Annotated in this window: 24 protein-coding genes, 1 tRNA gene and 1 riboswitch; of the genes, 11 read left to right on the top strand and 14 right to left on the bottom strand. The window is 39.7% G+C overall.

The genetic code is table 11. The features are described 5' to 3' along the window. Positions 1-465 precede the first annotated feature (465 nt). A complete protein-coding gene (gene queC, locus CYLST_RS13285; RefSeq protein WP_015208245.1) occupies positions 466-1,161 on the top strand; it encodes a 7-cyano-7-deazaguanine synthase QueC in 696 nt (231 codons plus the stop codon). A 39-nt stretch (positions 1,162-1,200) separates the two neighbouring features. On the opposite strand, the gene CYLST_RS13280 is transcribed toward queC, so the two are convergent. Then, the gene (locus CYLST_RS13280; RefSeq protein WP_172642184.1) at positions 1,201-2,550 is read right to left on the bottom strand and encodes a hemolysin family protein; all 1,350 of its coding nucleotides are present in this window, start codon (positions 2,548-2,550) and stop codon (positions 1,201-1,203) included. A 321-nt stretch (positions 2,551-2,871) separates the two neighbouring features. Next, a complete protein-coding gene (locus CYLST_RS13270; RefSeq protein ID WP_015208243.1) occupies positions 2,872-3,567 on the bottom strand; it encodes a hypothetical protein in 696 nt (231 codons plus the stop codon). A 291-nt stretch (positions 3,568-3,858) separates the two neighbouring features. Here CYLST_RS13270 and CYLST_RS13265 point away from each other — a divergent pair. Beyond that, positions 3,859-3,931 (top strand) — tRNA-Met (locus CYLST_RS13265). Positions 3,932-4,155: 224 nt separating this feature from the next. Here the strand turns inward: CYLST_RS13265 and CYLST_RS13260 are convergent. Continuing rightward, on the bottom strand, positions 4,156-4,590 hold the full coding sequence (locus CYLST_RS13260; protein WP_015208242.1) for a hypothetical protein: 435 nt from the start codon (positions 4,588-4,590) through the stop codon (positions 4,156-4,158). Positions 4,591-4,691: 101 nt separating this feature from the next. Between CYLST_RS13260 and pyrE the strand changes: the two genes are divergently transcribed. Both pyrE and CYLST_RS13250 read left to right on the top strand, forming a co-directional pair. Further along, the gene (pyrE, locus tag CYLST_RS13255) at positions 4,692-5,309 is read left to right on the top strand and encodes an orotate phosphoribosyltransferase (RefSeq protein ID WP_015208241.1); all 618 of its coding nucleotides are present in this window, start codon (positions 4,692-4,694) and stop codon (positions 5,307-5,309) included. A gap of 240 nt (positions 5,310-5,549) precedes the next feature. Beyond that, positions 5,550-5,774, top strand: a complete 225-nt coding sequence (locus CYLST_RS13250; RefSeq protein ID WP_342663891.1) for a DUF5615 family PIN-like protein — start codon at positions 5,550-5,552, stop codon at positions 5,772-5,774. Positions 5,775-5,896: 122 nt separating this feature from the next. Here CYLST_RS13250 and CYLST_RS13245 read toward each other — a convergent pair whose 3' ends face one another. The 10 genes from CYLST_RS13245 to CYLST_RS13200 all read right to left on the bottom strand — a co-directional run bounded on the left by CYLST_RS13245 (position 5,897) and on the right by CYLST_RS13200 (position 15,273). Beyond that, a complete protein-coding gene (locus tag CYLST_RS13245; protein WP_015208240.1) occupies positions 5,897-6,259 on the bottom strand; it encodes a group I truncated hemoglobin in 363 nt (120 codons plus the stop codon). 308 nt (positions 6,260-6,567) lie between these two features. After that, positions 6,568-7,482, bottom strand: coding sequence for an RpnC/YadD family protein (locus CYLST_RS13240; RefSeq protein ID WP_015208239.1), 915 nt, complete (start codon positions 7,480-7,482; stop codon positions 6,568-6,570). Between the two features lie 55 nt (positions 7,483-7,537). Then, complete coding sequence (locus CYLST_RS13235; protein ID WP_015208238.1) at positions 7,538-7,981, bottom strand: hypothetical protein; 444 nt, start codon at positions 7,979-7,981, stop codon at positions 7,538-7,540. Between the two features lie 255 nt (positions 7,982-8,236). Further along, entirely contained in the window at positions 8,237-8,641 is a 405-nt protein-coding gene (locus CYLST_RS13230) for a type II toxin-antitoxin system VapC family toxin (protein ID WP_015208237.1), read from the bottom strand. Between the two features lie 9 nt (positions 8,642-8,650). After that, positions 8,651-8,890: an antitoxin gene (locus CYLST_RS13225; protein ID WP_015208236.1), complete on the bottom strand. Its 240-nt coding sequence runs from the start codon at positions 8,888-8,890 to the stop codon at positions 8,651-8,653. Positions 8,891-9,036: 146 nt separating this feature from the next. Further along, a complete protein-coding gene (locus tag CYLST_RS13220) occupies positions 9,037-10,959 on the bottom strand; it encodes a hypothetical protein (protein ID WP_015208235.1) in 1,923 nt (640 codons plus the stop codon). A gap of 39 nt (positions 10,960-10,998) precedes the next feature. Further along, positions 10,999-12,126 (bottom strand): hypothetical protein, encoded by a 1,128-nt coding sequence (locus tag CYLST_RS13215; protein ID WP_015208234.1) that lies wholly within the window; start codon positions 12,124-12,126, stop codon positions 10,999-11,001. A 316-nt stretch (positions 12,127-12,442) separates the two neighbouring features. Continuing rightward, positions 12,443-12,622, bottom strand: coding sequence for a PCP reductase family protein (locus CYLST_RS13210; protein WP_015208233.1), 180 nt, complete (start codon positions 12,620-12,622; stop codon positions 12,443-12,445). Positions 12,623-12,733: 111 nt separating this feature from the next. Then, positions 12,734-14,107 carry a phosphomethylpyrimidine synthase gene (gene thiC, locus CYLST_RS13205; protein ID WP_015208232.1) on the bottom strand — a complete coding sequence of 458 codons (1,374 nt, stop codon included), beginning with the start codon at positions 14,105-14,107 and terminating at the stop codon, positions 12,734-12,736. A 7-nt stretch (positions 14,108-14,114) separates the two neighbouring features. Next, a riboswitch (TPP riboswitch) is annotated at positions 14,115-14,211 on the bottom strand. Between the two features lie 315 nt (positions 14,212-14,526). Then, positions 14,527-15,273 (bottom strand): Uma2 family endonuclease, encoded by a 747-nt coding sequence (locus CYLST_RS13200; RefSeq protein WP_041233633.1) that lies wholly within the window; start codon positions 15,271-15,273, stop codon positions 14,527-14,529. Positions 15,274-15,468: 195 nt separating this feature from the next. On the opposite strand from CYLST_RS13200, the gene CYLST_RS13195 reads away from it, so the two are divergent. The 3 genes from CYLST_RS13195 to CYLST_RS13185 all read left to right on the top strand — a co-directional run bounded on the left by CYLST_RS13195 (position 15,469) and on the right by CYLST_RS13185 (position 19,681). Then, positions 15,469-16,077 carry an rRNA large subunit pseudouridine synthase E gene (locus CYLST_RS13195; protein ID WP_015208230.1) on the top strand — a complete coding sequence of 203 codons (609 nt, stop codon included), beginning with the start codon at positions 15,469-15,471 and terminating at the stop codon, positions 16,075-16,077. Between the two features lie 237 nt (positions 16,078-16,314). Further along, complete coding sequence (locus tag CYLST_RS13190) at positions 16,315-18,291, top strand: serine/threonine phosphatase (RefSeq protein WP_015208229.1); 1,977 nt, start codon at positions 16,315-16,317, stop codon at positions 18,289-18,291. 112 nt (positions 18,292-18,403) lie between these two features. After that, positions 18,404-19,681, top strand: coding sequence for an FHA domain-containing serine/threonine-protein kinase (locus CYLST_RS13185; protein ID WP_015208227.1), 1,278 nt, complete (start codon positions 18,404-18,406; stop codon positions 19,679-19,681). Positions 19,682-19,739: 58 nt separating this feature from the next. On the opposite strand, the gene CYLST_RS13180 is transcribed toward CYLST_RS13185, so the two are convergent. Beyond that, positions 19,740-19,961: a DUF4327 family protein gene (locus CYLST_RS13180; protein WP_015208226.1), complete on the bottom strand. Its 222-nt coding sequence runs from the start codon at positions 19,959-19,961 to the stop codon at positions 19,740-19,742. Positions 19,962-20,624: 663 nt separating this feature from the next. Between CYLST_RS13180 and CYLST_RS13175 the strand changes: the two genes are divergently transcribed. The 4 genes from CYLST_RS13175 to CYLST_RS13155 all read left to right on the top strand — a co-directional run bounded on the left by CYLST_RS13175 (position 20,625) and on the right by CYLST_RS13155 (position 26,615). Then, positions 20,625-21,032: a tetratricopeptide repeat protein gene (locus CYLST_RS13175; RefSeq protein WP_015208225.1), complete on the top strand. Its 408-nt coding sequence runs from the start codon at positions 20,625-20,627 to the stop codon at positions 21,030-21,032. A 73-nt stretch (positions 21,033-21,105) separates the two neighbouring features. Further along, positions 21,106-21,261, top strand: coding sequence for a hypothetical protein (locus CYLST_RS34495; RefSeq protein ID WP_157162581.1), 156 nt, complete (start codon positions 21,106-21,108; stop codon positions 21,259-21,261). A 361-nt stretch (positions 21,262-21,622) separates the two neighbouring features. Beyond that, the gene (locus CYLST_RS32760; protein WP_015208224.1) at positions 21,623-24,589 is read left to right on the top strand and encodes a CmcI family methyltransferase; all 2,967 of its coding nucleotides are present in this window, start codon (positions 21,623-21,625) and stop codon (positions 24,587-24,589) included. Positions 24,590-24,608: 19 nt separating this feature from the next. Next, a complete protein-coding gene (locus tag CYLST_RS13155) occupies positions 24,609-26,615 on the top strand; it encodes a glycosyltransferase family 4 protein (protein ID WP_015208223.1) in 2,007 nt (668 codons plus the stop codon). Positions 26,616-26,718: the final 103 nt, after the last annotated feature.

Genomic DNA, 26,718 nt, shown 5'->3' with positions numbered 1-26,718 from the left:
TCTCCTCAACCACCAAATTTAGAGACGCTGCGGTCGTTGGCCTTTATACTTAAATGCCATACGCGATCCGTCTAAAACCATCAAGATGGTAACATAGTGGTTCTATTTATGAAGAATTTCAAAGTTTATAATCAGTTCCCGTCATCGGGCTGTTATTTGGATGGACAAGTCTAAATTGAGCTATTGTTTGTCCGCTAGACAAAAGACAATTTGTTTTTTTATTGACTTTTAAAACTCCGTAAGACCTCAGTAGAAATTCCCAGCTATCAGTTGGGCAATTAATTACTGGGATAAATGTCCGATTGACACCATTGAAAATCAATCACTCTTTTTGTCAAAAAAATTACTAAATATTAGCAGAAATACGGTAATCCTGATCTTCAACCAGATTTTCTCAGGAATTGCCTCCCCGATAGCTTAAATAATTTATCCATAATTACGTTTCCACACTTACCACGAGGTTTTATGAAAGCTGTAATTCTGTTGTCTGGGGGATTAGACTCTTCCACAGTTCTATATCAAGCAAAGGCAGACGGTTGTGAGTGTCACGCCATTTCTTTTGATTACCAGCAGCGACACCGACGAGAGTTACAGTCTGCCCTGCTTGTCGCTCAAACCAATGGGGTGGTAAAACATCAGGTGGTTAATTTTGATTTACGGCAATGGGGTGGTTCCGCACTGACGGATGATGCGATCGCATTACCCCAAGAGCGTAGCCTAGATGAAATGTCTCAAAACATCCCTGTAACCTATGTCCCAGCCCGCAATACGATCTTTTTAAGTTTCGCCCTAGGGTACGCCGAAACGATCGCCGCTGAACGTGTTTATATCGGCGTCAATGCCTTAGATTACTCTGGATATCCTGATTGTCGTCCCGACTATATCCAGGCGATGCAGGACGTTTTCCGCTTGGGAACTAAACAAGGTCGCGAGGGACAACCAATCAGCATTGTCGCACCCCTGATTAATTTGAAAAAAACCGAAATTATCCAACTTGGTAACCAATTAGGAGTACCTTGGAAGCTAACTTGGTCTTGCTATGATGGTGGTGATATTGCTTGTGGCGTCTGTGATTCTTGCCGCTTGCGGTTAGCAGCTTTTGCCGAATTGGGATTAAAAGACCCGCTTCTTTACGCTGAGGACAAAAATTTTAAATTTTAAATTTTAAATTAAATATGATCCCCAGTCTCCAATCCCCGACTACTCACTGTGCAAGCGTCGGAGTTGAATTTGGTGTAGCCGTGGCCCAATGACTGACACCACGGTAAATTCGAGATTTTGATAGCAAAATGTTTCGCCTTTAGCCGGGATTTTCTGCATCTGGTAAAGTAAAAATCCCCCCAGGGTCTGGTATTCCCTCGTCAAGGGTAAATTGAGATGCAAAACTTGATTGAGTTCTTCCAGGTTGACCTGAGCTTGCACCAAAAATGTCTGATTGTCTAACATCTGGATCATGAGGTCATCGCTGCTGTCAGGTTCGCTGGAGTCGCCAATGATTTCGTTAATTACATCTTGGATGGTTACCAGCCCGACAATACCGCCAAATTCATTTACTACCATGACCATTGCTGGTTTCTCTTGCTGCATCATCGGTAATAGTTCACTCAAGGGCGTGTGTTCCGGTACAAACCGGGCCGGACGCATCCAAGGTTGGATCTGTGTCTCTAAGGTCAGCTTACCCACAGCTAAGGGTTTTGCTAAATCTTTAAAGTAAACAATGCCGCGAATGTCGTCTAAAGATTCACCAACGATGGGATAGCGCGAGTGACCAGTAGATGTCATTTCCTGGAGTAATGTTTGAAAGGTGGCTTCTTGGGGTAGAGCAACAATGCCAGTACGGGGAATCATTACATCTTGCGCTGTGACATCCCCGAACTCAAAGACATTATTCAGCAGTTCCCGCTCTGAAAGCTCTAACCCAGTGGATTCTCGTTCTGTAGAGATAATCAGTTGTAATTCTTCTGGAGTCACTGGTGGTCTCCAGCTTTGACCTGTATATTGAATGCCAAACAGTCGCAACAGCCAGCGGGTTGATTGATTGAGAATCCAGATGAAGGGGCTGAAAAAACGGACGATCGCTTTGACTGAAGGCCCCAAAAACCGCGCCAGCTTTTCTGAATAAAACATCGCCACTGACTTGGGGAATAATTCCCCTAAAACAATTTGCAGATAGGCAATCAGAAAAAAGGCGATCGGAATTGATAGAGAATGAGCTAGGAAGTTGGTTATTTTGATTGGTAAAGGCCAGGATTTCAACCAGGCATTGACCAACACAACAATCGTACTTTCTCCAATCCACCCCAGTGCCAAACTAGACAGGGTAATGCCTAACTGGGTTGTAGATAGCAACCTGTCAATACTGCGTTGCAGCATCTCAACGGCGATCGCTGGAATGTCCCCAGCCTGAACTAGCTGGTGAATACGCGATCGCCGCACCGTCACCATTGAGAACTCTGCCGTCACAAAAAAGGCATTGATCGCAATCAGCAGTAGCACTGACAACAATCGCAGCCCTACATCTGTCCAACTTAAGCTAGGAAAACCACTCACCGCCAAAGCTCGTGTAAAACTCACGCCCCTACTCTTTGATTTTGGATTTTGGTGAGGCAACGCGCAGAACTCTCTTGTTTCCACGCCACTTGCTTCAACTCTGGGAACCAGAGCAACGCAGTGGCTCCCCATGAGCGTGCCGTGCCTCTTGCTCTCTTTGGGAGAGCAACGCTTACAAAGGAGCTATCCACCATAGGCATCCCGTCAGGATACGCTAACGTGCAGCATCTCCGACAGGATTCGGCAAGGAGATCCCCTGATGTATTTTGGATTGAACAGCAAAAACCCCAATCACAAATCACAAATCGCTATCTTGTCCTCCTATCTTTCTACAGGAATATCTGACACCTGTAACTTCAATTTTTGAGCAGGATAATCCGTTAGCGCCAGAGAGATCTTTTTCACATCATCGAGTAAGGCTGAGGGAATGCTGACTGTACCTGAAAAAGTTGGGCCATTTGCTGGCAATTCCGCTGGTAAACCCTCTGTAATAGCACTCAGCGTTCGTCCTTTTTCATCTGTGACATCCAAAAAACTGTACAGGAAGCGCACAGAATCAGCACCTTTGTTCTGCATTTTCACTTTTAGGATTAAATCACCGCCAGAATAGCGAGCAGATTGCACAGATAGGAGCACACCCTCATTTTCGGCAGTAACCGGAAATCCTGGTAGGGGTTTTTCTTCAGCTACTTCCTTGGGCTTTTCCTTGGGTTTAGGCTTGCTGCTTTCTTCTTCATCTTCCTCTAGCTTTTCTGGTTTAGCGGACTTGGCCTTGCCATCGGTCCGTGACTTGACAATTTTGAGGATTTCCTCCTCTTTTAATAGCTCTATCCCTCCCTGTTGCGCGTTAGCTGTCTTGCTACTGGTAAATTTGGTTATGGGACGACCATCTGGTGTGGTAACACCTTTAAGTGCTGAACTCCCCATATTAAACCCCAACAACCCACTCACAGAACCTGCTCCCAACATCAGGGTTAACAAAATCAACGTTAGAAGTACAGTGGAATTTAGTTTCATCGCTGACAAGCTATTACAGAAGCATGCTGATCTATTTAAAAGTATTGAAGCGGTGTACCTCAATCCTTAAAGGAACTTAATCAATATTAGTCTGCAATATTTCATCGTCAAATTTTGTGTGATCAAAATCTGCTTAACTACTTTAAATTGCTCACATGCTGTGAACTTATGTTATAATCGAGTTGCTTATTCAAGCGTATTAAACGACTAACTCACGCTAATAATAGCAGTTTGGGACTACCTAAGGGTTGGATTCATCGACTCACATCTGCCCAAAAACCAACAAAATAAGCGCCCTTGGCCGATTGGGGAGGCGGCGAACTCATAATTCGTTTTCAGGCTGGTTCGATTCCGGCAGGGCGCACTAAATCATTAAAAACGGGCAATGTATCCCTTGTTTAACTCCCAATAATTTTTGGGAGCGAGCGAAACTACAGGATTACAAGCATTAACTTACTGAGTACTGAGTCTTGAGTCATAGGCTCAAGTTGGCCCGTTTTAGGTGGCGCAGGATGGAGGATGATGGTAAAAAAAATTATTACCATAAACTTCTTTCCTGGCCTTCTCAGAACTCAGCGCTCAAGAATTTTAGCGAGATTGTACAGTTTCAAACCGGAATTCAGTCCCGACTTTCAGCTTATCGCCATTGTAGCGCGGAGAAGTCAGCAGGGAAGAGTCGTAAGGATTTGGTAAATCTGGGCTGCGAAGATATGGATCATTGGTAGATTGCTGGGCAAGAACATCGCGATAGAGAGTGTTAACTAACTCAGCATCTCTGGCAATTTCATTTTCTGGGAAAGAGTTTTGGACGCCCGAACCGATTCCAAGTAGCGAGTCTAGCTGGCGTTTCGGGCTTTGATTTTCGTAGAAATTGCGATCGTACCTAAAATAAGCGTTCTCAAATGTATCATTCGGCGTTTGAGCATTTGGTGTTTCCATATCGGCAGATGCCACTGATGGAAACGCAACACTAACAGCTAGCAGCACCAATAAACCACTCAGGGATTTAAATTTTATACCCATGTTGATCACTCCTCAGTTTTTGGGCGAATCTTAACTTATGCTTAATTTCAGAACTCTGATGAGTTCAATCTTTGGTGTAGCACAACTTTGAATGTCTTGTAATGACTTATTCTACTGAAATTCTCAACCAATCAAATATTTGGGCAACTACTGCTGATTTAACTACCCTGCGCCACAATTTACTAGATTTATTTTGCCAGCTTGCTTATAAAGAGGGTGATTTTGTCCTTTCGTCTGGACAACGCAGTTCATACTATATCAATGGCAAACAGGTAACACTCCACCCCCAAGGCGCTTTAGCTGTAGGGCGGTTGCTGTTCTCCTTACTACCTGAGGATACCCAGGCTGTAGCCGGTTTAACACTAGGCGCTGATCCAATGGTAACAGCGGTGAGTGTAGTTTCTGTCTATGAAAACCGACCAATTCCCGCGCTGATTATTCGCAAAGAAGCTAAGGGACACGGAACAAAGGCTTACATTGAAGGTCCCACTTTACCAGAAGGTGCAAAAGTAGTGGTTTTGGAAGATGTAGTTACTACTGGGCAATCTGCTTTAAAAGCGGTTGAACGTTTGCGGGACGCAGGTTATAGTGTCACCCAAGTGATTTCCCTGATAGACAGGCTGCAAGGTGGAGCGGAATTATACCAAACTTCTGAATTACAGTTTCAAACTTTGTTTTCAATTACGGATCTTCAAGAAAGATATCGGCAGATAAATTGAGTTTTTTTTAACGCAGAGGAACGCAAAGAAATACTACGCGATCCTCTGCGTTAAAAAGAGATTTAACTTTGCGTTACAGGTTATGGAATATTTGTTTACTCTGATGTAAGTCGCTCTGCATCTATATTCCTCAAGCAAATTTATAATAAACGTCATCTAAAATCATGGTAAAATATTGTTGATTAGTTATTTGACTAATTAACTCAATGACTGAACTATTGACTCGTATTACGCAAATTCCTGATTTTTGAAGCTGCAAGCATCGCAAATGTCATAATTATGGCGAAAGACAGTGATTTCGTTGATTTAGTTTTTCGGCTAGGGATACCTCCTCAAATTCTCTGGCTGACCTGTAGAAACGTTACTAATCGTAATTTGCGTCAACTTCTGACAATTACCTTACCTGATACGCTGGATCAATTACGTCAAGAAGAAATGATTATGGAAATCAGCAACAGTCGGTAAACAGTTACTTTATCTCAAAGCGATTCCTACGGAGCGCTTCGCTATCGCACTCTTCACCACGATCGCTCTCCTCATCACAAGCGCAACCCCTCCATAAGCGATCGCCTTCCAGTATCCTCTTATTAAGATTCAACAATATCCAACTTTGTAGTTTGTATGAAGGCAATTACTTCATCACGTTCGTTTTGAGGAAGTTGAAAAAATTCAAGGGTAGCATTAAGATGAGCTAAAAATGAAGACCAATCATTTTCACTAATTTTCATTCCTTGATGAGAGGTCATCATATTGCGTCCAGTGTAGTACATGGGGCCTCCTGAACTTGCACACAGGAAATCAACTAATAATTGTTTTTCCCGTTTTAGTCCATCATCTCCTCGATACTGCCAAAAACGCCCTAGTTGGGGATCAGCTTGTAGGCGTGGTAATAAATTATCAGCAACTGCGGAAATAGCATCATAACCGCCAAGTCGTTCATAAAGAGTCATTTATTTAGTTCTCCTTCAATTATTAACAAACGATTTTATACTTTTTGGGGTAAAAGTGGCCAAGAGATAATTTGCCGCCATGTGAAGGCTGGAATCCCTGCTACAAAAGCGTGATCAAAATAAAATTGCTCTTAAGGACTTGCATAGAAATATCATACCAGCTATACAATTAACTTCCCAAAGAAACAGCTAAATAGTAATATTACGCAGTAAATACCTGATTTTAATAACTTAGTAAGCGATTCCTAGGTCGCGCTTCGCTATCGCACTCCTCGGCACAAGCACACTCCTAAAAAATCCTAGCTAGTTTAATCATTTTTCAATCTTTCTAACAATTCCTCACGCGATAAATTCCCCAAAGAAAGAAGTAACTGAGTGCGTTCTGAAATAGGAATTTGGGCAATCTTTTCAACCAAACCGGATAATTCAGAATCTAAAGTACCAAACCGCCCTTCCAGAAGACAAGCTATCATCAAAAGTTGCCCTTCTTGCTTTCCTTCTTGCTTTCCTTCTTGCTTCCACTCTTCCCGTTGTTGTAAATAAGCTGGTGATAGGTTCATAATCACTTCCTGTTCTTCTCTACTTAAATTATCTCTCAACTCTAAATTCTTGCGCCAGTCGGCTAAAATTTCTAACAAATTCTTTCTAAAAGGGTTCTGTTCTGGCAGTTCAGCCAATTCTTCTACGGCTCTTTTCTGCGTTCCTCCTTTCCCCAATACTCTCAACCATAAAGTATCTTCATTAACTGGTAACTGATGAATTGCGACTATTGCTGTTTTGAAAATATTCGGGAGAAAATAAACCCCTTTAACCCAATCTTCTTCATCAGCCTCTGTTCCCCCTAACCCTTGAATCATTCGAGATGAAAATGTTGGTGTTAAAATCCATAAAATGGGTAATTCAGCTTCAGAAATATTTCTGTTTTCCCGTTTAGACTTCCTTAATACATCGCCATGAACGGCATATAACTTGAGTAAACAACTGCGAATTTCTACTTCAGAGGGTGGGTTGCGAAAAGGCTCAAGCAAACACTGAGTTGTCGCCATTTTTCCTAATAAACCTAAAGGTAGATTCTCTTTAGGTTGAGGAGAAAATGGTTCAAACCAAACATCAATTTCTTGAACTTCACTTTTAACTTTTTCGCTCTTTCTGATGGTTCCTAGAGGTGCTAATAATTCCTCTAGATATTCTTTGGCAAATTGGTCATGGGTTTGACGAGTCATTTAAGTAATAAATTGATTTAGTGATTCCATATACTTTGTGCTTTTCATCTTCTGATTAATGTTTGTACAAACTTAAAGCGCAAACCCGTTGTAACATTTTCTTGCTGGCAAGGCTGTCAGCTTCAACCAGAAAATATTGAGGCCAATAGTCTATAAAAGAAGTGTAGGTTTTCCAGGTTGGATTAGGAGCCAAGTTTCCAGAGTTACAGGATTTGGTGTATGCACTTCTTTTCCTACCATTAATCCTGTAGTCAAATACAACAACTTTTATCTTGGGAAACTTGTCGTTATCGCTATAGAATCCATCTTCATTGTTGAGAGTATCGTCTACCAGCATCATTTGAAACCCAATACTGCTTTCGTTTAATTTTAGTGTTTCACCGCTATTGGTTTTACCAAAATCTACCCACCGTTCTTTGTTTATTTGAGCAATGACGGGTGTTGAAAATATAGACAGAGAAGAAATTGTGATAGCTGTCGCATATTTGATTAGTTGCATGATTCTATTGATCCAGATTTTTTGAATGGAGTTACTCAATTTAAATACACATTAGTTAAATATTATTTCGCAAATTGGTCGTGATATTAACGTGTTATTTAAGTAAAAATAAGATTTTTATATCAATGGACGATAGCGAAGTGCAACCTAGTAATCGCACTTTAACTTAACTTCCCCTTGTTGTATCTTAACTCACAGCGATCGCACTCCTCACCACAAGCGATCGCATTACTCAACCTAGGCATCGCGCAAAGACTATACTAACCAGTTATCTAAATTCAACGCAGGAACACGCTGAAATTCACGAGTATTTGCTGTTACAAGAGTTAGGTTAAGAGCGATCGCATGAGCAGCAATCAGTAAATCATTGGGGCCAATTGGGGTTCCGGCTTGCTCTAGGTGGGTACGAATTGCCGCATAATGCTGATCTACAGGTGACTCCAGAGATAGAACTGGGAAGACTTCAAGGATGCGTTCTACCTGCTTTACAAGTCGGGAAGAACTACTTTTAACTGCGCCAAACCGCAATTCGCACGCTACGATAATATTGGTACAAACGCTATCTTCCCCGACGGTAGCGATACGCTGGAACACCAACCCTTGAGGATGCCTAACCAAATCTGAGATGATGTTGGTATCGAGTAGGTATTGATAGGTCATTGGGCATGACTAAAGCGTAATATCGTCAAGAGGTAGTAGTTCTTCATCCACACTAGGAAAATCCTCTGTAATATCCTCTAGTGTAGTCAGCAGGGAAAGGAGAGAACCGGGACGAATGGGTTCAATAATTAATCGGTTTCCTTCTTTGCGTAACACAACTTCTGTGTTGGGTAAAGCAAATTCATGGGGAATAGTTAGGACTTGATTTTGTCCATTAGCTAAGAGAGAAACATGGCATGAGTTTGGCATACAGCGATATTCTGGGAATCCTAAAAAACTGTGAAGCCTATTTTAATCATATTGTACAGTGCGATCGCATTCCTCACCACAAGCACTGATTTGTAAGTTCGCTAATTTCACCACATCGCACTATCTCAACAACACAGTATTTTAAGTTACTTTTCTTCCGTCTCTAAATAGCTGTCAATTACAGCCATAATGTTAACACCTGTTAATTTAATATAATCATCCATATATTTTGGCAGCGGTGTCAGCAGTTCTTGAGTTGAAGAATAAGCTGGAAGCCAAAAATCGCTTTTTATATCCAATTCTTTCAATAGGCTTTTAGTATCTTCTAGATGCTTTTGCAGTAGATATTCATAAAGAAATTGTTTTCTAATACTATCTCTTTTGATTTCTTCTATATTTTGATGCCTTGCAAAATAGTCAGAATTATGATATTTAATATCTATGATATAAAAATGCAATTTTTTCAGAAAATCTGCAAATAGTTGATTTAGTTTTTCTACATTTCCTTTCATTTCTTGAAGATCTCTTTGCTTTGATCTTTTTCTAACTAATGAATCAAAAATAACATTATTATAAATATTTGAATTGTTACCGAAAACATGTTGAATTAACGAAGGTAAAAATTTTTTATAATCAATATCTTTTGTTTTTAAAGCCTGGTAAAATATATGATTTAAGCAGCGCATTCTTGTTAGTTCATCAATACTGATATCATTAATATCCCAATAAGAATATAAATTCTCTGCCAATCGCATATTGCTGTTAATAGTTAAAGTTTGAAAACAACGTTCACCACAAGATTGATTAATATCAGCAATTTTAATTGTATCCTCTATTCTAACGGTTATTTTAGTAGATTTTGTTTTTTTAATAGGTTCTGCGCGAAATTTAAATGTAGTACGATACCCATAGTCATCCCAATCCTTATCATCTTTATCGAGTTGATATTCAAGAGTAGATGCACTGGTTTTTTGATTTGTAAATAATGATTCTTTACGCTCTTTTCCACAAAATGAAATAATAACAGCATCAGGACGAAGTTTAGATTCTTTATCAGAAACAGAAGGATTATCAGTATCTTTTAATATAAATATTTTGGAAATGTCAATAATTTTATTACAATTATCCCATTTACTTAAAATTTTGTCAGACATGAATTGTTTATCCAAGTAAAGAATAAAATCAGGGTCTACTGTTTTAACTAAGTACGTTAAACACATTGCTTCCCAGATACTATAAAAATTACTAAATCCCCAGATTTCACCTTGAATAGAAGTATCTAATTCTCCAAACAAGAATTTCTCAATCGCTTCGTAAAAATCCCAATAATCACTATCTTTTATTGGAGTATAATTATCAATGCTTTCTAAAGCGTCTTTTAATTCATTAATGACTTGTAGATGATATTTTTCATTAAATAAACTAGATTCTGAACCTAGATACTTTTCTCTAAACCTTTCTGCTAAAGGGTTTATCTCAGGATTAATTTCTTGTTTTAATTGTTCCTTGATTTCAGCAAAAATATAACAATACATAGCAACTATATCAGTTGCATCAAAATGTATTTCTTTTCGGGGTAAATTCATAGCATCAATATAAATTGCACCATTATTTAGAAAAACAGCTTTGTTTAAATAACGGTGTAATTTACTGTAGTCTATTCTTTCTGATTTTCCTAATCTGCTAACAAGTGCGAGTATTTTTAATTCATCATAAGCATCTAATATGCTTCCCAAAGCATCAATTTTAGAATAAAAAATGTTCTTGCTATCGTCATTAGATGTAATTTCTGAACCGGTATCATCCTCAACAACTCCATCACGATCATCGGCTTTGGTAATAACTCCTGTTTTAAAATAACCCTTTTCGATACAGGTTTGTTTAAAAAGGTTCAAAACTCGATAAAGACGAAAAAATAAATCTCGCTTGCTGTCAAATGTGTTTAATGAACTGTCAGATTCAGAAAACCCTTTAGGGATATGAAAGATAAGTTTTGAACCTTCTTTTTCTATCCCTACAAAGGAATATTTAGTATTAACTTTGAGTTCTAAGTCTCCAAAATTTATCATTTTTCTTTAGCTTAAATCTTTTTGTTAGATAAATAAAAACTAATAAAAAGGTGTGTCATCAGAATCAGTGTCTTTAATATCTTTAACTTCTTCTGGTGCTATTTTATCTACAAATTCATAAGATAAATTAGCAAAATCAGCATAGGTAATCAACTTTTTACCTAGTAGTTCTTCTAAGGGTCGTTTATCTTTTGCAAAAACACTATCCCAAAGATAAAACATGAGCTTGTTTCTAATTGCTGAGTGTGTAATCTCATTGTTTTCATCAGCCTTTAAAAACCACCAACCAATTTGTTTATCTTCAATTCTTCTGATAGACTCATGCTTAGATTTTATAAATTCATTTAGTTTAATTACTAGACTAGACCAATAGTAAATAACACAACCATCATCAAACCACATAATTACCGTAATATCTTTGATTTCGTCTGGTATTTTACTTTTACTATTAGGTGCATCTATATATTCCCAATCCCAACGGCGTTTAAATGCACTATCCAGATAATAGATTGATTCATCTGATGTATTAATGGTAGCAATAATAGATAGGTTGTGTGGTATGGTAATACTACCATTTTTCAGATTTTCTAACACTCGCAACGCATTGTAATTATTATTTTCTCGTAGATATTTCTCTGCAAGATTAGTAACACTACTAAAACTACTGCTATCTAGTGTTATATGTTCATTAATAATTACAGATCCCATTGTTCTCCAAAGTCCAACTATCTCAAGTTCAGATAAATTAACTTCATAAGTTGACCAATAATCATCTTCTCTATCTAATAACTGAAAAATTGCTCCAAATATAGCAGCAGCATTACCCCTATTTAATTCATCTATAACTAAAAGAACATTTTCATTAGTACCATCAATTATTTTTTTATATGCTAAACCTAACGCCCGTAAAAAATGACCTTCATAAAATTTATATATTACCGAACTACTTCCATCAGTTCGTGGTAAAAGCTTGCCTACAAAATAAAAATAAGTATATTCTGGATGAAAAACTGTTTTGATTGTATTTTTTAACGATTGAGTTTGTTCATTCCACTCTATACCTAGTTCTTGCTTTGCAATTTCACGAACTTTATAGCTTTTTCCTGTTCCTGGACTTCCAAAGAGAATCTTCTGAATTGGTTTAATTTTTTGCTCATTTTCAGACATCGGTTAACCTCAAAAATTTTTAGCTGATTAATACTAAAAGTTAGGAAATTAGGTAAAAAAATATCTATGTCAGTTTTCCCTTGGATGCAACACGCGGTAGGGGCACAGCACTGCTGTGCCCCTACGAATGCTAGGTATTGCACACAAACTCCTAACCTCTTAACTTTTAAAAGTATAGCAAATATACTAACTTATTTAGTCTACAATAGTATCAGTGTTATAAACCATAAAATTAGCCTGCGAAGGCAGGCTTTGTTGGTGTAGCTCTAGATTTCTAATCTGAAGGGCTATAAACTCAAAAAAATCCCTTAAAAAATTAGTTAAATTTTTTGTTGAATAGTTGTTTAGCCTGGTCATAAATTTCGAGAGTGATGAGAGATATACTATTCTCTTGAGCATAGGTTTCAATTTTTTTGCGGGCAAAAGGACGGACAAAAAAAGGAATGTCTTTGAGTTTAGCTTCGGCTTCACCAGTCCATTTAATTGGTTCACTCATTGATTTTTAGGGTTTAATTTCAATATAAAGATTTGAATTGGTGTACAGTTACCCTTGACATTAATATCGTTACCAGGTTCAACCCAGTAACGATATTTAACGGGAACTATGTTAGCTTTGCGCTACAGGTTCCTTCGCCAAAAACTTCTCCAACTCAGTCAACGCATCTGCATCAACCTTGGTTTGCATTGGGCAGAATTTCGGCCCACACATCGAACAAAACTCAGCGGTTTTATAGATGTCTGCTGGTAAAGTTTCGTCGTGATATTCCTTGGCTCTTTCTGGGTCTAAAGATAACTCAAATTGACGATTCCAGTCGAAGTTATATCTAGCTCTAGAAAGTTCATCATCTCTGTCTCTAGCACCAGGGCGATGTCTAGCAATATCCGCTGCATGAGCTGCTATTTTGTAAGCAATTAACCCATTTCGCACATCTTCAGCGTTGGGTAAACCTAAATGTTCTTTAGGTGTGACATAACACAACATCGCTGTACCATACCATCCAGCCATAGCTGCACCGATCGCAGAAGTGATATGGTCGTAACCGGGGGCAATGTCTGTCACCAAGGGGCCGAGGACGTAGAAAGGTGCTTCTGAACACTCTTCCATTTGTTTGCGGACGTTGAACTCAATTTGATCCATTGGTACATGTCCGGGGCCTTCTACCATGACTTGTACATCATGTTCCCAGGCTTTGCGGGTGAGCTTTCCGAGGGTTTTCAGTTCGGCTAATTGAGCTTCGTCTGAGGCATCATGGGTACATCCTGGGCGCAGGGAGTCGCCTAAACTGAAGGAAACATCATATCTTTTAAAAATCTCAATGATGTCGTTGTAGTGGGTGTATAAAGGGTTTTGTTTATGGTGATGCAACATCCACCGCGCCAAAATTCCGCCACCGCGAGAAACAATACCTGTAAGGCGGTTTCTGACTAATGGTAAATGTTCAATCAAAATCCCGGCGTGGATGGTTTGATAGTCTACCCCTTGCTGGGCGTGTTTTTCGATGATGTGGAGAAAGTCGTCGGCGGTGAGATTTTCAATTGTGCCGTGAACGCTTTCTAAAGCTTGGTAAACTGGTACTGTGCCAATGGGTACGGGTGAAGCTTTAATAATGGCGGTGCGAATTTCGTCTAAGTTTCCGCCACCTGTGGACAAGTCCATCACGGTATCAGCGCCGTATTTTACCGCTAGGTTCAGTTTATCCACTTCTTCCTGAAGGTTGGAAGAGTTGGGGGAAGCGCCGATGTTGGCGTTGACTTTACATTTGGAGGCGATGCCGATCGCCATTGGTTCTAAGTTAGTGTGATTTATATTTGCAGGGATAATCATCCGCCCCCGCGCTACTTCATCACGAATGAGATCCGCTGGAAGGTTTTCCCGCTGGGCGACGTAGTGCATTTCTTCAGTAATTACACCCTGACGGGCATAGTGCATTTGCGAAACGTTGCTGTGTCCACGTCGCTTGTTGATCCATTCTGTACGCATATTGAATTCCTCAAATAAACAGCTTCCCTCCGCTGGTATTACCCAGACTCAGGTGTTAAGGGTTTGATCTCAGCCTGGTTTTTCAGGCACCCCTAGCATGGTGTAAATTCTACCATTTTCGTTAAATGAGGGGGGACGGCTGTTAACAATATTTTTTGTCTCACGCAAAGGCGCTTTCGTCGCGAAGAATAGCGCAAAAGGAGTTGCGGGAGATTCAAATATTAGCAAGGATAGATGGTTTGCAATATTTTTCAATTAGGGATTTGGCATTTTCTCGACGTTCGCCTGTGAATAAATTAAATATTATTTCTTCGTTCTGAGAATAAAGGTGTAATAATCCAAAGTCTTTAATTCGTGAATAAAGTAATGGAACGCCTGCTAATTTTAGTAAATGTAATTTTTTATGATCACGCTTTTAATCAAACCTCATCCGGGTTAACCCCCAACTCCCGCAACCTTTCCGCCAAACGTGCAGCTTTTTGCTGTTGCTGTTCTAACTGAGATGTTAATTGCTGCGTTTTCTCACCACTATGTAACAACAAATTATCCTGTGCATCCCACCAACGTAACCAAGGCGCTTCCATGTTGTTATATTGCCCTTGCCAAATTCCTAATTCAACACCTAAAGGCGCAATTGGATAGTTACCTCTTTCGTTGGCTGGTACTGGTTGATAATGACCATCTACTAAGTGATAAACTTCTACTTTGGCTTTATTTACTTCATAAATCCCATAAAACGGTACTCTGATAGCTTGCTCATACACCCAAAATTTACCGTTAAGCGGTGTATTATCTCGCTCTTCTGAACCATCGCCAGAAACAAATTCTAAGACAATTAACGGGGCGATATATTCTTGCCACAATACATAAGAACGCCGAAATTTACCATTTAACATTGGTGGCACATTTGGCACATAAAACCAATCTGGTGCTTGGGCACCTCTTTCTGGGGGGTCAGTTAAACGCCAATAAATACCGCAATCTTGACCAATAGCGTACTGTCCATCTGGATGTAGTTGTTGCAAGACGCTGTTAATAGAGTCAGTCAGCAGAATACTTTGGGGGTGTTCTTGAAAATTTTTCACGAAACTACCGTCTGACTCTGGTAACTCTGTGTGGTCGGGAAGATGAGTAATATCTAGTTTAGAAGGTTTAGCAAGAGTCATAGAACTTGGGGAATGGGTTAAAGACTCAATTGCATCTATTCTAGCCGTGCCATCAAACAGGCGGGACGCCTGTTCTACGAGATATTTGGGATACTCTAAATTATGGTAGTGTGGGGCGATCGCCAACTCTCACCCACTCCTCCCCATTCCTCAAGCAAAATTACTCTTAAACTAATGACCAATGACTAATGACTAATGACTAATCGATATATTATTTTTCATAAACCCTACGGCGTTCTCAGCCAGTTTACCCAGGAAACTCCTAAACATAGCACCCTCAAAGACTATATCCAGATTCCCGATATCTATCCTGTGGGGCGTTTGGACTGGGACAGCGAAGGGTTACTATTGTTGACTAATGATGGTCAATTACAGCATCGTCTTTCTAATCCACGCTTTGGCCACAAACGTACTTACTGGGTACAGGTGGAGCGTATTCCCGATCAAGATGCGATCTACAAGTTACAAACAGGTGTAGAAATTCAAGATTACCGCACTCGACCAGCCCAAGTTAGACTGTTGTCAGAGGAACCGGTCGTAGGTGAGCGTACCCCGCCGATTAGATTTCGCAAAAATATTCCCACAGCTTGGCTGGAAATGACTTTGACAGAGGGGAAAAATCGCCAAGTGCGGCGAATGACTGCGGCTGTAGGTTTTCCAACTTTACGATTGCTCAGAGTGACCATAGCCCACCTGCAATTAGATAGCCTACAACCTGGTGAGTGGCGCGACCTCACCCCCTCGGAAATAAAATTGTTGCATATTAGCACCCAATCAACCCCCATTGGTGGGCGTTCTAGTTAGTAAAGATTTGTCTGAACTGTTTGGACTGCAATTTCAGCACCGACAGTTCAGGGCTACTAAAAACCCACACTGTATCTTCAGGTCAGTGTGAGTAGTTTACAATTAATACTGCCACCAAATTTCCTTGGTGAAACCACAATATCTTGTAGGTCTACTGTAGGCAGGGATGGCCTATTGTGGCACTTTGGATCTTAGTGGCTAGAAGCACCTTAGAAGGAAAATTAAGGAACTTCCACTATGCTAATTTGCCCTGATTGTAAATTTGAAAACCCCGATAGTAATAAATTCTGTCAAAACTGTGGCACCTCCCTAACTCACAAAGTTTGTCCTGAATGCAGTACAGATGTAGCTTTGAACGCACAACATTGTCATAACTGCGGCGCGGAATGTGGCACAGTTTGGTGGGCGATGATTGCTCAAAAAGCAACTTGTGCAGTTTCCGAACCAGGGAAGGTGACGGTAACTGTAGGCGGAGGAAATGAGGAAGTTTTCACCCGATCACAATTCTCAGTAGGTTCCTATTTAGACCAAGAGCAGCGTTATCAATTATTAGAACCGCTACCTACTCCAGCGGATATTGCCACCAATACGGAGGTAGGGGTGAGAGTCTTAGACTGCCAACCGTATCAAGTATCACCTATTGAGGCAATGCTAGAAAATGAACCCAAGGGGCTGATCACCCCATCAGTGGGTGCAAATGGAATTCCTAGTTTGGCTAAAGCTTATATTGGCTTACAATCAGAAATTCAACCAGGTATACCGCTGATTCATGATGCATGGCAGCAAGGTGGTATGCAGGTGGTACTGATCGAAGACCGCTCCTATTGGCAGCCTTTACTCGATCTGTGGCAAAATGAGACAACGAGTTCGTTACAAATTTTACACTGGTGTTATCAGATGACCCAACTCTGGGCGGTACTGGAACCAGTGAATTGTCGTCAAAGTCTGTTGGAATTGTCGAATCTGCGATTAGATGAAGACCAAACGCTGGCATTACAAAGATTGTATGTAGATTCATTGAATAGTCAGCCGAATAGTGAGTTAGCAACTTCTGCTACAGACAAAATAGCTGCTGTGGTAGAACAACCTTTAACTATCAAGGCTTTGGGGCAGGTTTGGCAGACACTATTTAGACATTCCCAACGCACTCAATTTGGTTCTGTTGTGCAGATGTTGGAGGATTTGGAACTTGGTGAGATTGAGACGCTGGCGCAGTTGCGATCGCGTTTGGAAGAAATAGCTACAGAACTAGAAGTACCCTCGATCCCAACTACTTATCCCACAGAGGAGAGACAGACTGCTGTGCCGACAATTCTGCAATTAGATGATCAGCCAGACGATACCAGTGGCAAAAGCGATGATCTGCCAACCATTGTGCTGTCAATGCAGTTGAGCAGCTTGGAAGATGCTGGACGCACTGATGTAGGGCGTCAACGTCGTCACAACGAAGACTACTTTGGCATTGAAACCAAAATTAACAAGCTGGAATTGCCCAAAAGTCGAGTCTTGCAAGCCCATGGTTTATATATTCTCTGCGATGGGATGGGGGGACACGCTGGCGGCGAAGTTGCCAGTCAGTTGGCAGTCACTACACTACAACAATACTTTCAAGAACACTGGACTTCCCAGCAATTGCCAACGGAAGACTGCATCCGGGAAGCGGTATATTTAGCTAATCAAACGATTTACAATCTCAATCAAAAAGACGCCCGTTCTGGAGTTGGGCGCATGGGTACTACCCTGGTATTATTATTACTACAAGACACTCAGGTAGCAGTCGCTCATGTGGGAGATAGCCGTCTCTATCGTCTGACTCGCAAGCGGGGACTGGAACAAGTCACAGTAGATCACGAAGTCGGTCAACGGGAAATTGCCAGGGGAGTAGAAACGAGCATAGCTTACGCCCGCCCAGATGCTTACCAACTCACCCAAGCCTTGGGCCCCCGCGACGAACATTCGATCAATCCCGATGTGGCGTTTTTCGATATCAACGAAGATACGCTCATGCTGTTGGCATCAGATGGTCTATCAGATAATGATTTACTAGAAATCAACTGGCAGACTCACTTAGAACCTCTGCTAAGTTCTGGCGCTAACTTAGAACTGGGCGTCACAAACTTAATTGATTTGGCGAACCAACATAACGGTCATGACAACATTACAGCTGTAGTTATTCGGGCAAAAGTCCGCCCAAATCAGGAAAGCTTGAAATGAAGGCACTGACATTTGAGCTATTCAAAATGCAGATTAAATTTTTTATTGGCATTTTGATTCACCCCAGGGAGAAACCCCTAGTCCTCGTACCTCTTAGTTTTTAGGTTGTATTGTGGTTACTCTGACCCTGTTAGAAGCGCAACAAAAAACGCCGCTCAAGCAGTGGTGCTTTGAGAATTCCGCTGTGATTCGCATTGGTCGAGCAGCGGATAATCACGTAGTTTTAACTGATAGTTTGGTTTCTCGATATCATCTAGAACTTAGGCAAGTCGCTACTGTTAACAAGGGCGATTCTTGGCAGGTGATTAGTCAAGGCACAAACGGCACCTTCCTCAATGGCATCCTTGTGATCCAATGTCCTCTGCCAGATAATTCATTGCTGCAACTGGCACAGGGAGGGCCGATACTGCAATTCCAAATTCAAGAGGTAACAGCACCAAGCAAATTACCGTGGCAACAACTCCACGGGGAAGCGACATCCGCTAATACACCAATATTCTCAGCGCAGAGCTATGCAACTTCTGCCAACTTTTGTACCCACGAAGGGAACTCCCCAGGGAATCTATTTTGTATCCACTGCGGTCAACCCCTGTCGGTGCAAAAGACGATTCGCCACTATCAGGTGTTGCAAACCTTAGGACAGGGAGGTATGGGTACTACCTATTTAGCCTGGGATGCAGTAGGTTTAATTGCGGGACAGCCGCAACTCCTAGTGCTGAAGCAGATGAATGCTGATATGGCTAAAATTGCCAAGGCCCAAGAATTATTTGAACGGGAGGCATATACCCTCAAAGGACTTAACTATCCAGGAATTCCCAAGTATTACGACTTCTTTGTCGAAGGGGGCAAAAAATACTTGGCAATGGAATTAATTCACGGTCTAGATTTAGAAAAACGTATTTACAGCACTGGGCCGGTAACGCCAAGCCAAGCGATCACTTGGATGATGCAAACCTGCGATATCTTAGGCTATCTCCATAGCCAAGATCCACCACTAATTCACCGCGATATTAAACCCGCTAACCTGATGGTGCGAATTTCTAATAATCAGATAGTGGTGTTGGATTTTGGCGCTGTCAAAGAAACTGGCACCGCACCTGGCACCCGGATTGGTGCAGAAGGTTACTGTGCTCCTGAACAAGAACGGGGACAACCTCTGACACAATCAGATTTGTATGCCATTGGCCCAACATTAATTTTTTTGCTTACGGGCGAAAATCCTTTCAAGTTTTACCGCCAACGGGGGAAAAACTTTAGGTTTGATGTGGCAAAAATTCCCACCATTACGCCTCAGTTGAGAGATGTTATTGACCGCGTCACAGAACCTTTGCCACGCGATCGCTACCAAAGCGCTAACGAATTGGCTATGGCCTTAGCTGCTTGCCAATAGAAGGCTTCAGGGGTGAGGAAAGGATGAAGACATGATCATCCTTTCGGTTAGCTTCCCGTTATCCCTCTTCATCCCAAGTTTCTACTGCGAGTAATTCACTAATTGGGTCTTGCGTACTAAACCCAAAATCTAACAGTTCCTGTTTCCAGTGCTGCCATTCATTACCGTAGAGCAAAGCAATTTTCCAAATGCTGTCGGTTGGCTTGATAATATTCGATTCTACGAGTGATTGCACATTACGCTGCAATTTCACCATAGGGTGAATCACTTGCTGAGTCATAACGTCGATAGAGTTCAGATTTTGTTTGGTAAATGCTTAATCAAAACTGCTTTCCGTCTTGCAATGGTTACCGATGCGTGGTTGTAGTTTGGTAAAGCTAGTCTTAACTATCTAACTATACCATAACTAACTCTACTAAGTAGCTGGAGAATTCGGTTTTGTACGGTAATTACCACCACAAAACCCTAATCTTGCCAAGCAGTCATCGCGGAAGCCGAGTCAAAGAGTGAATCGTCCTAGAGATTGCAATCATAGCGCGGGTTGGGACGAATTGGAAAATTTTCTTGGTTTTGGTGAGTAAAAATATCTGCGCTTTCTGAAAAACCTATTCATTCAATGGCTGTTTCGCCGATTTGTGACCAACGAGCAAAGTTGCAATGGCAGGAGAATTATCTAGCGTTTATATAAATTTAAACGCCACACAATATTTACTTAGCGCAAACATCTGGGATTAGGCAAAATCCTCACAAATATTTATATAAATTTCATATTTTCTGAAATAATAAAATTATTTATGACTGGGCATAGAGCATTGCTTCTGCGCCCTATGCCCGATTATTATCTGTCAATATGCTTTAAATGATAATTTCTTGAGGGTTGTGGGTATCCTCATAACAGAAGGATTGCTGCAATATAAGTATTTACCGCAGCAACTATGAAAACATGGCAATTTCAGGTGATAATTACTTAGTTAAGCGCGGTAAGCAGATTGATCAGAAGAAAAGAATCGTAACATATATTTCCATCGTGTCTTTTGGTGGTTCAATGTTGTTTGGAGGGTTTTATACCATAAAACAATCTTGGGAGCAGCCTCGTCCGCCTCAGCAAGCAGCTATTCAGTCTGTTGAAACTGAATTACAGAAACAGGTAGAAGGTTATGAGTTGGTTTTGCAACGAGAACCAAATAACCAATTGGCGCTGGAGAAACTGTCTATCCTCCGGGTACAGATGAAAGACAACAAGGGTGCGATCGCGCTAATGGAGAAGTTGGTTAAGCAACATCCTGATAGGCAGGATTATCAGACTATTTTGGAGCATGTGAGGAAGAAAACGAGAGAAGAAGCAAAGTAAGCAAAAATCCACAGCAGTATTAACTAATTGCTCTGATGTTAATTTAGGTTGTCGAAAAAGAGTTAGTAGTGGTTTGGATTGGATATTTGAGCAGGTAGAAGAAGCGATTACTTTAGAAGATGACTATGTACCTCATCCGACTTTTTTCCGTTACAGTCAAGAATTATTAGAGAAATATCGTGATGATGAACGCATTATGATGATTTCGGTTGATAAACTGCCAATTTGAACACCAAAGAACCGAACATAGTTATTATTTTTCTCTTTACAGTCATATTTGGGGTTAGGCTAGTTGGAGACGTGCGTGGACAAACTATGATGATTCAATGCAACTATGGACAGAATTAAGAGATAATGATTGGCTTAATGATGTCTTGCCAAATGAGCAGGCAGTTGCTTACTGGTCAAGAATGTTTCAATGTGTTTATGATGGCTTTAATACTTGAGATTATATTTGGCTGTTTACCCTTTGGGCTAATAATAGCTTAACTATATTACCTAATGTAAATCTAGTTTCTAATATTGGTTTTGGCTCTGGTAATCTCACAAAAAGTTTTAATGGTTTTTTAACTAATACGGCAGTAGTTCAAATGAAATTTACTCTTAAAGATTCTCCTATGATTAATCGAAATGTTCAGGCAGATGATTTGACTGAAGAAACAATCTTTAGTGGTGGAAAAACGAAATCGGTTGTTATTGAAACTCCTCATATATCTAAGGAAAAATTAATAGAATATATCAACAGTAACAAAAATACTGAAGTCCTTAATCTTATTAGTTCTACAAAACAGCCAAGTTCAAGCTATTACTATCTCAAAGCATTAGCTGAGATCAGATTAGATTATATTTCTGAAGCCAAAAATTCTCTTCGCTCTCTTTTAGCAAAAGTACCCAATCATATTAAGGGGAAACAGCTTTTACAAGAAATTACTCAAGATTCACAAAAAGAAGTTGAAGCAATAATTCACCAAGCTTTAGAAAGTTTTAATCAAGGGGATAAAATCAAAGCTCTCCGTTTAAGTGAACAAGCTGCTACTTTGGGTATTTTTGTACCTGGATTACATTATTTAAGAGCAATTTTTAATGGCGCTGTTGCCAGATATGAAGAAGCTCTGGAAGCAGCTAAACAAGAATTAGAATATAATCCTGAGAATATTCAAGCACAACAACAGGTTGCATCACTAACCGAAGCATTAATTAAACCGAAAAAGGTCAAGATTCCCAATGAGCAAAGGACATGGAATACAGCCTTACCCTATGATTTAATGATGTCAATTCAAAATAGCCTTCATAATTATTCTTATCGTGGTGTACCAACACAAAAAAATCCCTTTGATTATGCTATCTATCCTGTCTTGATTTGGAATCTAAAGCCTCGCACTATTATTGAAATTGGCTCAAAAAGTGGTGGTAGTGCCTTATGGTTTGGAGATTTATTGAACAATTTTGGGATTGAAGGTCACGTTTACTCTGTGGATATTGTAAAAGTGACAAAATATTCTCATTCTAATGTTACATTTATGGAAGGAGATGGTCAAAATTTACAAGAAATTTTTTCTCCAGATTTCTTAAAGCAATTACCTCGTCCTTTATTAGTAATAGAAGATGCGGATCATTCCTATCAAACAAGCAAGGCAGTTCTAGGTTTTTTCCATCCATATCTTGATCAAGAAGAATATATCGTAGTTGAAGATGGTATTATTTCCGATATTGTTCAAGATAAATCTTATAACAGTGGACCCCATCAAGCATTAAAAGCTTTTCTGGCTGAATATAACAACGAGTATGAGATTGATGGTGAATATTGTGACTTTTTTGCTCATAACTTGACTTGGGCTACTAATGGTTATCTGAAAAAGCTTACACCAGCAAATGTTAAATCTTTAAATTTATCTAGTTCAAAAGAATTGGCTCAGAATAATGATTTTATTACAAAAGCAAATCACGCTTTAAATAATAATCAACTTCAAGAAGCCTTTAAAATCCTAAATGATGCCAAAGCTTTAAAACAGCCAATTATGGGGCTAGATTACTTAAGGGCAAAATGTTTTTTGCAAATCCAACAACCTGGCGATTCTATTCAAGCCTTGTATGAAGAGTTGCGATATTTTCCCGAAAACAAGCAAGCTGATAATTTACTCAAGCAATTATTAAATCAATATCCTCAATTTGTATCTAGTCATATTCAAGACTCTGAGTTTCAAAATTTATATGGGTTAGTTCAACCTTATACAATGCTCAGTGAGGCGAGACTATATTCACTATTTACGCTAATCAAAAGAATTTGTGTGGAAAATATCCCCGGTAACTTTGTTGAGTGTGGAGTTGCAGCCGGAGGTTCAACAGCCCTTGTAGCCGCAGTGATTAAACGCCATACCAGACAACCTCGTTGGGTTTATGCCTTTGACTCTTTTGAGGGATTGCCAGCACCGACAGAAAAAGATAAATCTAATGGTATTCTGGCTGAGGTAACGGGATGGGGTACAGGTACTTGTGCTGCACCAGAAGCTAGTGTGAAGGAAATCTGCAATAAACTGGGTGTTGGTGATATTGTCCAGGTAGTTAAAGGTTATTTTGCAGATACCTTACCGAAAATGAGAGATCAAGTAGGGATGATTGCTCTTTTACATATGGATGGTGATTGGTACGAATCAACTAAAACCATTATTAATAATTTCTATGATCGCATTTCTAATGATGGATTTGTGCAAGTAGATGATTATGGTTGTTGGGAAGGATGTCGTCAAGCCTTACATGAATTTGAAGCCGAGCGTCAACTTGAATTTGAGCTTCACCAAATAGATAGTACAGGAGTTTGGTTTAATTGCCCTCACAAATTTGCCATTAATCCAGTGTTTGGAACCTCATTAATCGAAGAATTTGACCAAGATGATCCTGTGAAGTACGGTATTCAAAGCCAGATGTCGAAAAATGAGCGGTTTCAACTTTATTACGCAATCCGTAACCTTTTACCAACTAATTCCTCTCCTTTGAGGTTTGTGGAAATAGGCTCTTTTGCTGGAAGTTCCTTATTTTTGAATCAAAAGGCCCTAGTCAGAGAGCATAATAATGTAGAAGGATGGGCGATTGATCCAGGATTACACCCCCAATTAAAATTAGTATTGGATAACTTACCCTCAGAGATTACTCATTTGAGAATGTTTTCCCATGATGCTTTAGCTCAATTACAACAAATTTTTGAGCGAGATGGCAATTATCCACCTTATATCTTTGTCGATGGCGATCATTCTTATGAAGGTGTGAAAAAAGATATTATTAACTATTATCCCTTACTTGCTCCTGGTGGCTTAATGATTTTCCATGATTATTTACCTCCCCTGGATGAGCAAAATAGCCAATCAATCCTTTTTCATCATGGAGGAAATGAACCCGGTATCAGGCAGGCTTGCCAAGAATTAATAGAAAATACTTATCATTGCGAAATTATCGAAGTACCTTTGTTGTATCCTGATGATCCAACTCAAACTCAAGCCTATTTACCGATTATTCCGGGAGTATTCTCTTCTCTAAAAATCTATCGTAAACCTAGTAATTAAAGTAAAAAATTAAGGTTCCATGATTAAAGTTCTTCACATTATTGATTTCTTGTGTCTTGGTGGTGCTGCTCGCTCCATGATTGCCATTTCTAAATATTCTTCCCGTTTAGATGAGCATTTTAAACATCAAGTTATCTCCCTAAAGGAAGCTGATCCTATAGCAGTAGAATTAGCTGAATTAGGAGAGATGGAATTTCTTGATCCAGTTGACGAAATTGCTCGTAATCAACTAATTGCTGAAGCAGATTTAGTGCATATTCACTACTGGAATAATCCCCAGACGTTCTCATTTCTGCATTCAGAACTACCTCCTGCAAGGTTAATTATCTGGTTTCATGTGTCGGGAGATAGCGCCCCACAGGTGATTACTCGTGATTTAATCAATTATGCTGATTTTGCTATTCCTTGTAATCCCCATTCTTATGACTTACCTGTAGTGCGACAATTAGCACCAGAAATAAGACAAAAAAAAGTTGGGATGGTCTACGACGCGGCAGATTTTGAACGAGTTAAAAATGTTCAACCCAAACCACATGATACTTTTAATGTTGGCTATATGGGAGCTTTAGCGTTTAGTAAAATGCACCCTGAGTATATCTCCATGAGTGCTAAAGCTAATATTCCTAATGTTAATTTTATTCTCTGTGGTGGTGGAGATATTGATTTATTACAACAACAAGCCTCTGATTTAGGAGCATTATCTAAATTTGATTTTCGTGGTTTTGTGGAAGACATTAGCTCAGTAATTGCTGAATTTGATGTCTATGGTTATCCATTGTGTGAAGATACCTATGCTGCCGCAGAATTAAATTTACAAGAAGTCATGTATGCCGGAATTCCTCCAATTGTATTTCCTTATGGTGGCATTAGAAAATTAGTCATAGATAACTACACAGGTTTGATGGTTGATAGTGAATTAGAATATAGCCAAGCCTTAGAATATCTTTATCACAATCCCCAAGAAAGGTTAAGACTAGGCAAAAATGCCAAGCAATACGCCGAGCAAATATTTGGCGCAGAAAACGCAGCTAAACAGCTAAATCCCATCTATCACCGATTGATGGAAACACCCAAGAGAACGAGAAAATGGAGTATTCCTGTTGATGGTAGTTTGTTAGATGAACCTGTATCTCTCCTTGATATAGTCGACATTCCTGCACAGTTTGAAGGTGCAAAAATATTCATTGAGTCTATAGGAGATACCGCATCCCAATTTATTACAAGTTTAACTTCTGAAGATATTAATCAATTATTTACTGCTGACGAAAAAATAGCTAATTCTTCTACTCTTTTAGGATTAGGAGAGGGTGGAGTGCTTCAATATCTCCATCACTATCCCAAAGATGGTTATTTAATGTTATGGGTAGGGTTAATCTGTGAAAGTCTAGGAAAAACCTCAGACGCAATGAAACTATTCATAGATGCGATTAACTTTGGTTGTAATCATTGGCGTGGATTTTGGTATTTAGCCCAAGCAGCAGAGCATCTTCAGGAAACCTCTGTAATGCAAGAAGCCTTAGATAAGCTAAGTAATATTGTGCCTGACTTTGCCCCTGCTCAAGAGATGAGAGTAAGATTACAAACACTATTAGATTCGGACTTTGATTTATCTAGTTTCACTCTTAGAGAAATTAACTTAATTATCTTCCCTGATTGGTCACAACCAGAAGATGAACTAGGGTTAGAGTTAACAGAAATTATCAAAGCATTAGCTAGTTATCCTCAGAGTTCCAATACTACCCTACTAATTAGCATAAGTAGCATTGATGCTGAAGAAGCAGCAATGTTTTTATCTAGTGTTAGTATGAACTTACTCATGGAAGAAGATTTAGATATCAGTGAAGACTTAGAAATTGTTCCAGTAGGAAATTTAGCTGCTACTCAATGGGAAAGTTTGTTACCTCGTATTCATGGCAGAATTATCTTACCTAATGAAGATCAACAAGCTTTAGAAAAAGTACCAGTTGGAAATCTAAAATCCTATGAATTAGATAGCTGGATGAATCAAACCTCTACTTCGAGTTGAACAAAATTTACAAAATTAAAGTTTGTTTGCAGTGAGCGTTTGAATTATAAATTGCTCACTACAAGCAGTTAAACCTATTTAAAATTACTTACATAAAATTTCC

The organism is Cylindrospermum stagnale PCC 7417, assembly GCF_000317535.1.
In the GTDB taxonomy this organism is placed as follows: domain Bacteria; phylum Cyanobacteriota; class Cyanobacteriia; order Cyanobacteriales; family Nostocaceae; genus Cylindrospermum; species Cylindrospermum stagnale.
The sequence above is the reverse complement of the archived record's forward strand: the minus strand, read 5'-3'. Positions and strand labels throughout refer to the sequence as shown.